The 10,806-nt window shown below is 44.8% G+C and carries 7 protein-coding genes; 6 read left to right on the top strand and 1 reads right to left on the bottom strand.

What is annotated here, in order from left to right; translation table 11 throughout:
* The 6 genes from V7L07_RS07960 to V7L07_RS07935 all read left to right on the top strand — a co-directional run.
* Nucleotides 1-326: hypothetical protein (locus V7L07_RS07960; RefSeq protein ID WP_335056621.1), on the top strand; the 326-nt coding region annotated here is incomplete at its 5' end.
* 25 nt (nt 327-351) lie between these two features.
* The gene (locus V7L07_RS07955) at nt 352-1,173 is read left to right on the top strand and encodes an SDR family oxidoreductase (protein WP_335056619.1); all 822 of its coding nucleotides are present in this window, start codon (nt 352-354) and stop codon (nt 1,171-1,173) included.
* A gap of 327 nt (nt 1,174-1,500) precedes the next feature.
* Complete coding sequence (locus V7L07_RS07950; protein ID WP_335056617.1) at nt 1,501-2,694, top strand: NAD(P)/FAD-dependent oxidoreductase; 1,194 nt, start codon at nt 1,501-1,503, stop codon at nt 2,692-2,694.
* Between the two features lie 144 nt (nt 2,695-2,838).
* The gene (locus V7L07_RS07945; RefSeq protein ID WP_335056615.1) at nt 2,839-3,486 is read left to right on the top strand and encodes an HAD-IA family hydrolase; all 648 of its coding nucleotides are present in this window, start codon (nt 2,839-2,841) and stop codon (nt 3,484-3,486) included.
* Nucleotides 3,487-3,787: 301 nt separating this feature from the next.
* Nucleotides 3,788-5,521, top strand: coding sequence for an ABC transporter permease (locus tag V7L07_RS07940; RefSeq protein ID WP_335056613.1), 1,734 nt, complete (start codon nt 3,788-3,790; stop codon nt 5,519-5,521).
* Between the two features lie 25 nt (nt 5,522-5,546).
* Complete coding sequence (locus V7L07_RS07935; protein WP_335056611.1) at nt 5,547-6,935, top strand: ABC transporter ATP-binding protein; 1,389 nt, start codon at nt 5,547-5,549, stop codon at nt 6,933-6,935.
* A 133-nt stretch (nt 6,936-7,068) separates the two neighbouring features.
* Here V7L07_RS07935 and dpdE read toward each other — a convergent pair whose 3' ends face one another.
* The gene (dpdE, locus tag V7L07_RS07930; RefSeq protein WP_335056609.1) at nt 7,069-10,380 is read right to left on the bottom strand and encodes a protein DpdE; all 3,312 of its coding nucleotides are present in this window, start codon (nt 10,378-10,380) and stop codon (nt 7,069-7,071) included.
* Between the last annotated feature and the right edge of the window lie 426 nt (nt 10,381-10,806).

The following is a 10,806-nucleotide window of genomic DNA, read 5'->3' as shown; positions in this document are numbered from 1 at the left end:
ACTGGGGATTGGGGACTGGGGACTGGGGATTGGGGAATGGGGATTGGGGACTGGGGACTGGGGATTGGGGATTGGGGATTGGGGATTGGGGACTGGGGACTGGGGACTGGGGATTGGGGATTGGGGATTGGGGAATGGGGATTGGGGACTGGGGATTGGGGAATGGGGATTGGGGACTGGGGATTGGGGAATGGGGATTGGGGACTGGGGACTGGGGATTGGTATTTTTACTCAGCACTCATTACTCAGCACTTATTACTCATTACTCAGCACTCATTACTCAGCACTTAGGAATACTGCCCGATGCAATTTTTTCAGTAGATTAACAATAGACTATCTCAAGGGCACTTTATGACTTCTTTTGAAAATTCAGTTGAAGATTTGGTACTAGTTGCTGGTGCTACTGGTGGCGTAGGGCAACTGGTGGTAGGCAAGTTGCTAGAGAAAGGCTTAAAAGTTCGTGTCTTGACACGCAATGCTGTAAAAGCTGAAGAGATGTTTAACCAGAGAGTGGAAATTGCCATTGGTGACATTCGCCAACCAGTAACACTGCCAGCTGCAACCCAAAATGTTACCCACATCATAAATTGTACCGGGACTACCGCCTTTCCCTCTGCGCGTTGGGAGTTTGACCAATCCCCGAACTTGATTGAATGGGGAATCACTTTCCTTAACCCCAAATCTAGTGAAGCAAAAGCAAAGAATAGTCCGGCAAAGGTCGATGCCCAAGGTGTCAGCAATCTAGTGGCAGCAGCACCCCGGAATTTGAAGCGATTCGTTTTCGTTTCTTCTTGTGGAATTCTCCGTAAAAATCAGTTTCCTTTTAGTATTCTTAATGCCTTTGGCGTGTTAGATGCCAAACAAAAGGGTGAGGAGTCGATTATTAATTCGGGATTGCCCTACACCATTATCCGCCCAGGACGCCTGATAGACGGGCCCTATACCTCATACGACCTCAATACTCTCCTGAAGGCAAAAACAGGGGGTAAATACGGTGTGGTCGTAGGCACTGGCGATACACTTTCAGGTGATACCAGCCGAATTGATGTAGCCAACGCTTCTGTGGAATGCCTTTTTCAGCCAAGTAGTTCTAGGAAAATTTTTGAAATAATCAACCAAGGACAAAGACCGTCTGTAATTGACTGGGAAACTCTTTTCTCTAAGCTGGAGTGAGTAATGCCTAATTCTGGGTTGACCATCTCACCGAAGAGGCAGAGGGTAAGGGAGCTTCTTCGCAGGGGGAGCAAGCCCAACACTCTGCGCCAAGCATTGCGGAGCATGGGTACGTTCGCGGAGCGTCTCGTTGGTGCAGCCTCTCCTAGAGAAGAGAAGCCCCGCCCTTCCAGGGCGCTTGAACTGGGGCAAAGTACAAGCTCCGTCTCAGTCTTCCCCCTTGCTCCCTGCCCCCTGCCCCCTGCTTCTTTTGATCCAGGTCTTTCCGTTTCAGTTACCCTGAAGTTAGTTATCCAACTAGTATTGACTGTCCCATAGATAGAATAGATGACTCAACAAACTTCTAGAATTTGTATCCTTGGCGGGGGCTTTGGTGGTTTATACACAGCCCTGCGCTTAAGTCAATTACCTTGGGAATCTACGCAGAAACCCGAAATTGTTTTGGTAGATCAAAGCGATCGCTTCCTATTCTCTCCTTTACTTTACGAATTACTCACTGGCGAACTGCAAACTTGGGAAATTGCCCCACCCTTTGAAGAACTTTTACAAGGCACTGGTATACGTTTCTATCAAGGGGTTGTGTCTGGAATTGACATCGACCAGCAAAGGATAAATATCCAAGAAGGGCCAGAAATCCCTTACGACCGATTAGTGCTGGCGCTAGGAGGTGAGACACCGCTAGATTTAGTACCTGGTGCAGCAGCTTACGCCTATACATTCCGCACAATCTCTGATGCCTATCGTTTAGAAGAACGCCTGCGATTTTTAGAAGAATCCGATGCTGATAAAATTCGAGTAGCGATCGTTGGGGCTGGCTACAGTGGTGTAGAGTTAGCCTGTAAGTTAGCCGACAGACTAGGCGAAAGAGGACGCTTTCGGATCATTGAAATCGCTGACCAAATCTTGCGAACTTCCCCAGAGTTTAACCGAGAAGCAGCAAAAAAAGCTCTAGATGCCCGTGGCGTGTTTCTTGACTTAGAAACCAAAGTCGAATCTATAGAGCAAAATTCCATTTCCCTAGAGTACAAAAACCAGTTAGATAAGATTCCCGTAGATTTGGTAATTTGGACTGTCGGAACTAGAGTTGCGCCCGTAGTTAAATCTCTTCCTTTCAAGCAAAACCAGCGTGGTCAAATCAGCACTACATCTAATCTGCAAGTTATCGATCATCCAGAAATCTTTGCCTTGGGAGATTTAGCAGACTGTCATGATACTGAAGGACAGCAAGTCCCGGCTACCGCACAAGCGGCTTTCCAACAAGCTGATTATACTGCTTGGAATATCTGGGCAACTTTGACTAATCGCCCTCTTCTTCCCTTCCATTACCAACAGTTAGGAGAAATGATGGCACTAGGAATAGACAACGCTACTCTCACTGGTTTAGGAATTAAACTAGATGGCCCCTTGGCATACGTCGCCCGCCGTGCTGCCTATTTATACAGACTACCAACTTTAGACCATCAGCTTAAAGTTGGTTTTAATTGGCTTGTCCGTCCGATCATAGAAACACTTTCTCGGTAACTTAAGGTTGGGCATTGGGCATTGGTGAAGAACAAAGACATCTATGATATGATGATTTGTTTTATTTGCGTCAACTTATTTAGTAGATGCTAGACTCTACCCACAGAAACTTTCTAACAAGCCAAAATCTAAAATTCAACACTGATGGAACAACCGAAAGTTATTTTTTTAGATGCTGTGGGTACACTCTTTGATGTCAAAGGTAGTGTGGGTGAAGTCTATAGTCAGATAGCCCAAGAATTTGGCGTTATAGTTTCAGCCGAAACATTAAATACAGCCTTCATCCAAAGCTTTAAATCAGCACCGCCACCGATATTTCCAGATGCGGAACTGCAAGATATTCCCCAGCGCGAGTTTGATTGGTGGCGGATAATTGCCCTGAATACTTTTGAAAATGCAGGTGTTCTCAAGGAATTTTCTGACTTTTCGGCTTTTTTTAGCGAACTTTACATTCACTTTGGCACTGGTGAACCGTGGTTTGTCTATCCCGATGTCTTACCAGCTTTGACTAACTGGCGGCGCTTGGGAGTTAGTTTAGGGGTGCTATCCAATTTTGATTCTCGGATTTATTCAGTATTGCAAAGTTTGGGATTGAGAGAGTTTTTTACCTCCGTCACCATTTCTACCCAGGTACGTGCAGCTAAACCCGATCCTCAAATTTTTGTGATCGCTTTAGATAAACATAAATGTTCCCCAGAGGCCGCATGGCATATTGGCGATAGCATTGTCGAAGACTATCATGCAGCGAAAGCAGCTGGATTGAGAGGCGTTTGGATTAACCGGGGAAAATGAGGGTTGATCGACAGTGAAAACTGTGCAATTTCAACTGTAATACACTAAAACATAAACTACTTAGTTAGCGATCGCAGCAGAGTTAATTCACCAGATACGAGATTATCGTAAATTAAAGAGTTTAAGAACCTGCAATCTACATGTAGCACCCATTTCAGACGGGGATTTAGCGAGAAATCCCCGTCTGAAATTTCTTTAATTTTGAATTTTGAATTTTGAATTGTTAATTGCCGTTGTACACGGGGGGCAGTAATGTATTATTAGCTCAAAAAAGGTATGCCGGCCCTCTAATTATCGTTAAATGCTGAAGCAAACTTTTCCTTCCCCTGAGGCACTCCGACGGTTCCCTTTTGGCCTGGCTGATATTGCCCTCATTCTTGGCACATTAGTACTGCTGGCGTTGATTGCGCGTGTTGGTGCTGGAACATTGGTGAGCTTTGTACCACCAGATGTAGTACCAGGTATCAGTCTTGACCCGCGTAATTTACCCTATTACGCTGGGCGCTCAACTCTGCGAATGTTTATTGCCCTGTTTTACTCAACGCTGTTTACTTTAATTTATGGTTATATTGCTGCCAAAAGCCGCCGGGCTGAAAGAGTTCTGATTCCGCTACTCGATATCTTGCAGTCGGTTCCAGTACTAGGCTTTTTATCCATTACGGTTACAGGTTTTATTGCCCTGTTTCCTGGAAGCCTATTAGGACTAGAGGCAGCATCGATTTTTGCGATTTTCACCAGCCAAGTCTGGAACATGACCTTTTCGTTCTACCACTCACTAAGAACATTACCACCAGAACTAGATGAGGCCGTCAGGCTCTATCGGTTGTCGGGATGGCAACGGTTCACCAAACTGGAATTTCCGACGGCCATGATTGGGCTGCTGTGGAATGCAATGATGAGTTTTGGCGGTGGCTGGTTTTTTGTCGCGGCGAGTGAAGCGATTAGCGTACTTAATCAGCAATATACGCTACCAGGAATTGGCTCTTACGTAGCCGCCGCAGTTACCGCCGAGAATTTACCTGCCTTGGGTTGGGCGCTATTGACGATCGCGATCGTAATTATCCTAGTAAATCAACTATTTTGGCGACCGTTAGTCGCTTGGGCAGATAAGTTCCGCTTGGAACAGAGTGCAGCAGCCCAAGCCCCCGAATCCTGGGTCTACGATCTGCTAAAAGCAGCCCGAATTCCGCGTCTGCTGGGGCGGGTGTTAGATCCTTGGGGTGAAGCTATCAACCGTATTCTCTCATTGCTAACGCCACCCCAAACTCCCCGCGCTGTGGAGACTGGTGGGCAAAAAATAGGCGATCGCCTCTACAACTCGATTCTCCTGGTTGTAATTGGTGGGCTGTTGGTTGTCGGGCTGCACTTCATTTTCACAACAGTGGGACTAAGTGAAGTCATCAAAACCTTTGGGCTAGGATTACTCACTCTGTTACGTGTGTTGGTATTGCTGGTATTTTCAACTCTAGTTTGGACACCCGTTGGAGTAGCCATTGGGTTTAATCCCCGACTAGCAACTTTGTTGCAACCTGTGGTGCAATTCCTGGCTTCATTTCCAGCAAACTTTATCTTTCCCTTCGCTACGCTATTTTTTATCCGTTCCCATATCAGCATTGATTGGGGTAGTATTCTGTTGATGTCCCTGGGCGCACAGTGGTACATCCTCTTCAACTCCATTGCTGGAGCGATGAGCGTCCCAACGGATTTGCGCGAGATGGCAACCAGCCTCGGTTTGCGTGGTTGGCTGCTGTGGCGCAAGTTAATCATTCCCGGCATCTTCTCCGCCTGGGTAACAGGTGGAGTCACTGCCACCGGTGGTGCATGGAACGCCAGCATTGTCTCTGAGGTTGTCGCTTGGGGGTCAACTACCCTGACTGCTAACGGATTGGGAGCATATATTGCTCACGCAACCGGAGCAGGTGACTGGCCTCGGATTACCCTGGGGATTGGAATGATGAGCCTATTCGTTGTTGGACTGAACAGAGTTTTTTGGCGACGACTGTATGAGTTAGCAGAAACCAAATACCATCTCTAAACCATCGTTCGCTAGAGGAGCAAGGATGACTTCTACCCAAGTTACTAATAACGTATTAATCTCTGTCGAACAGGTCAATAAGAGTTTTCCACTACCAGAGGGCAAAGGGGAATTTAAGGTTCTCCGCAACATTAATCTGACGGTAGCTACGGGTGAAGTAGTAGCATTACTGGGGCGCAGTGGTAGCGGCAAAAGTACCTTACTACGGATTATGGCCGGCTTGATTCCACCAAGTGAAGGTAGGGTAATCAGCAATGGTAAACGCCTGCAAGGTGCTAACCCTGGTGTTGCAATGGTATTTCAAAGCTTTGCACTGCTGCCCTGGCTGACAGTACAGGAAAACGTCGAGTTAGGGCTAGACGCTCAAGGTGTTGGTCGGGATGAGCGACGACAACGAGCGCTAAAAGCTATTGACTTGGTGGGTTTGGATGGTTTTGAAAGTGCCTATCCCAAAGAATTGTCGGGGGGAATGAGACAGCGGGTTGGCTTTGCTAGGGCATTTGTGCTGGAGCCACAAGTACTATTTATGGATGAGCCATTCAGCGCCCTCGATGTGTTGACAGCTGAGAACCTGCGGGGGGAAATTGATGATTTATGGAATGCTGGCACATTTCCATCCAAAAGCATTTTGATTGTCACCCACAACATTGAAGAAGCGCTGTTTCTGGCAGATCGGGTAATTATCTTGGGATCAAATCCGGGGTATATTCGCGGTGAGGTGGTGATTGATCTGCCGCGGCCTCATGATCGCACCAGTATCCGCTTCAAATCACTGATAGATTATATCTACACGGTGATGACTAACCCAGACGTGGAAGTAACTGGGGCAGTTGCAACAACCACATCAACTACTATAGAAGTATCGCGATCGCCTGCTGTAATCCAAGAATCACCCTATGCAAAACCCCTACCTCACGTCAGAGTCGGCGGTATTAGCGGTCTGTTGGAGTTAATTGTCGATCAACCAGAGGGCAAAGATGATATTCCCCGTTTGGCAGAACGAATCCGGCTAGCCGTCGACGATCTCCTACCAATGCTTGATGCAACCGTAATGCTGGGCTTTGCTGAAGTTGCACAAGGGGATGTCTTTCTCACCAAAATTGGACAAGATTTCGCAACTACAACCATTCTTCGTAGTAAAGACCTATTCCGGCAACAGGTGCTATCAAATGTGCCAGTCGTAGTTAGTATGGTACAGACATTGCGAGAAAAACGGAATCGCTCAATGCGAGCGGATTTCTTTATCGATTTACTTGATGAATACTATCCCCATGAAGAAGCCGAACGGCAATTTGCCACAGCTGTAGATTGGGGGCGTTATGCCGAATTGTTTGAGTATGATGCTAGTGAAGATAGATTGTACCTGCCAGAACTAGCAGCAACGCCAAGTAGTGAATCTGAGTCGATGGAATAACCGGAGGCAGATTGTCTCCGGCATAGTTACTAAGGCTATTTAATCGCACATATAGCATTTCCCACTCAGATGAGGTACAACGTTATATTACAAGGTGTAGGGGCACGGCATGCCGTGCCCCTACGGATGTACCTCACTCAAATTGTACAAGCGATCGCCCCGATACAATGATGAAACCCACGGAATCAAGCCTGAGTAGCGGCTGACGAATTCCTTCTAGAATGGCTGCATTTAAAGCAGTTTCTATCTTGACTTCTTCAGCTAGTGCTTGATCCCAATTTTGCTGGTTCAGACGCAGGCGTAATTGTTCTACTCGATTGCTTAATTTCTTTTCAGCAACACTAGCACAACTTTGGCATAATTCAACAAAATCGGGGCGATTAGAAAGTAATTCTGAAGAAGTGTTACGCACTTGATAGCAGAAATTTTGCCATTTACTAGGGTCAACAAAATCGTCAATAATTCCTAAGCGCTCTTTTGCTAGATTGTAATCTCGTCCTTGATTATTGTTTTTATCTTTATATGGACGTTGCAGGATACTTAAGAGTGCTTTATCTTCAACAACGCGTATTGGCTCTTTGCGACCATCAACATAGATAGTTTCTATAATTGGCGGAAATAAAGCATCAACGCGTCTCTGCAAGTTTTTGAATTGAGAATTATCTAGTTTGTAATCGATTAAGACTTGTTTGACATTTTTTAAATTTGTCTCGACTACATAATTGCATTGGAAACCGAACCACTCTTTTCCTTCTTTAGCATCCCAAGATGTATCAGTGCGCCACATTGCAAAGGCTTCACCTCGGTCATCCCAGTTTATATAGTTCAAGAGTGCTTCGACAAATCCTTCGCCAACTCGAAAGAGCTTAATCCCAGCATTCTGGTTTGCTACTCTACGATTATAAGTACCAAATTGGTCTAGATAACTCTCAGCAAAACGGTTTTTTAACTCATTTATGGGAACCAAAGTCCGCGTTGTTGGTTGATAACGTCGCATATCTGATGAATCTGGGTTATTCATTCCCCTGAATCCCAGCGCGTCACAAATCCAGCCTTCAATTGCTCGCTTAATTTCTAAATGGCAAGCATCGTAATTATCTAAATCTTGAAAATACTGGGTTGCAATTTCATCATTAGCGTCAATTTCATCGAGAGTATTTTGTTCGCTAATTTTGACTATTTCCGCTTCAATTTGCGCTTGAATTGGGGAAACCATCTCTAACAATCCAGCCGCACCTGATTGAAATAAAAGTGTTTCTAATTCTACAAGTTTCTCATCGACATAAAATTGAAGACTGGCAATTGATTGCTGGAAAATACCAAACCCATCTTTTAAGACTTTATACCAAGCATTGTGAGGGCTATCTTCCAAATAAGGGCCAATCAAAGCAGTAGATTGAATGCCAATTTTGCTGCCAATGCGGTCAAGTCTGCCAATTCTCTGCTCTAATTGATTAGGCGACCAAGGCAGGTCAAAATGAATTAACCAATCGGCAAATTGGAGGTTACGTCCTTCTTCTCCAGAGCGATCGCATACTAAAATAAAGCAGTTTGGGTTATTCTTGAACCGATTTAAGCCTTCCTCAACTTTATCTGGTGATTCTCCAAATTGATGGCTGGCTACTGTCTCTGCACCAAAGCTATCAGACAAATACCGGACAATTTCGCCACAAGTTTGCACAAAACTGGTGAATACAATAAATTTGGGCAGAATATCGCCAGTAATTGGTCTCTTGATTCTCTGCTGGATTCTGGTGATGAATTCGTTTTGATTCTTCCGAACGTTTGCGGGGATTTTGAAGTAAGTACCTAGCTGATTCAGCAGCACTGTTTTTAAATTTTCCGTCCGTTGTCCGTCTTCTTGAGGTTGACGAATAATTTTTAGTAAGGATTGCAGAATTTCTTCTTCCCCTGAGAATTTGGGGGTTGTAGCTAAGATGCGAATATCATCTTCTGTAAACTCTTGGATGAGTTTAGCATGAGGTTTAGCAGTTAACCGGGCGTTAATTACCTGCTCTAAAATGCCTAACCAAGTGCCAGCAGCGAGAAATAACAGCAGAAAAATTCGCTGATATTGCTTTTCTTGAGGGGCAACACTCCGCCATTGATTGAAGAGTTCGTGGATATCAAGCGATCGCTCGTCTAAATCATACTCTTCTTTGGGCGTGAAGTTGCGGTCAAATATCACATCTTCCACCGCCGCGCGACGGTTGCGAAGCATTCGCCGGTGCAGTCGATAGGTATCGCTGACATGGACGCGAATCGCTTGGACGATTTGCTCTTGCTCAGTAGAATTTGCTTGTAAACAATTTTCTAAATCATCCGCCAGCTTCAACAAATACTTATCCTCAGCAAAGAGGTTTCGTAGTTGCTGCAAGTTGCTTTTGAGAACCAGAGGTTCTGCACCTTCTTTAAAAGAAAGCAGAACTTTACCAATTTGCTGACGGCTTTCAACTTTGGCGCGGAAACCTGCTAAATCACCCAGTTTATAGGTTGTTGGGTCAAGCAAGTGCAACATGGCTAAAAAATCTTGCTCATGATTGAGAACCGGAGTGGCAGATAATAAAAGTAAGCGATCGCTTTTATGAGCAAGTTCTTTGCAAGTCTGAAAACGCTGGCGAACTGCTGCATCCTTAGAGGTCGCCATTGCTGCAATATGATGAGCTTCATCTAAAATTAAGCAACCTATCTTCGCTTTCAGGTTGATTTTATGAATATCTTCAACCGCCAGCACCGCTACCCGTTTGCCAAAATGGGAGATATAAAACTTGTTTTCTAACTCAGTCCGCCATTGTTTGAGTAAATATTGCGGAACTATGACTACCGCACCTCTTTTCGGCTCATCCAGGAGGAATTGACGCAGAATCGCACCCGCTTCGATGGTTTTTCCGAGTCCCACCTCGTCTGCTAACAAATAGCGTTGAATTGGGTCTTCTAGTACCCGCCTAACTACTTCAACTTGATGAGGATAAAGATTGATATTTGCCGAAATTAGTCCTGTCATCCCCCGACTCACAGCACGTTGCTGAATCAAGGATTTTACGAAAGCCAATCTTTTGTCGTGGAAGTAGGGGGTTTCGTGACCCTTCATCGCTAGAGTTTCGATGGGATTTGTGTTGGGTAAATTGCAACGAACGTAAATGTCTTCAACAGAAGCGATCGCCGTCTTCTTATCTGGTAAATCTATTTGATACATCTCTGTATCTTCATCCCAGATAAAAACTCTGCCAACTATCCATTTTTCCTGGGTTGGGAACTTGATGTAGCATCTAGCTTGGGGTTCAAGCCTGACTTCAGAGAGCGAACTTAAAGGTAACGTTTTTTCAAGACGTTGCCCTACGGAGCAGAAATACTCAACGATCGCATTGGCATCAGATATTTCCGTAACTTTTCCGATACCCAAAGAGTTATTCTGGGACTGTACCAATAAACCAAGCTTAATCATAGATCCAGTCCCCTGAACACACTAAAAGAACCTTCCAGACTAGTTTTTGAACCTATATCTGGTAGTTTTGTCGATCAACATTATAGATAATAAACTGGTATTACAGTTTTTGTTAGAGCGATCGCGATGCTTTTATGAAGATACAAATACTGACTCGAACTCAGCCAATTTGTATTTATACTTAAAAATCAGCATTTTTAAGTATAAATTCATCTTCTCCTTGATCGACTCAGCAACCTTCAAGTTCGGCATATCAGTTCGCGACTAAGTACAACATTTCATTAATTCATAGCGAATTAACTTTAGCAAAACTCTGCGTACCTCTGCGTACCTCTGCGTTTAAAAAAGGCATTTAAACTAGACAAAATACTTGAGGTTGTCTTTTATTTAATATCGGCTGATATGTAGCGCAACAGATTCACACTT

It is taken from the genome of Nostoc sp., assembly GCF_036916985.1.
Lineage (GTDB): Bacteria > Cyanobacteriota > Cyanobacteriia > Cyanobacteriales > Nostocaceae > Nostoc.
The sequence above is the reverse complement of the archived record's forward strand: the minus strand, read 5'-3'. Positions and strand labels throughout refer to the sequence as shown.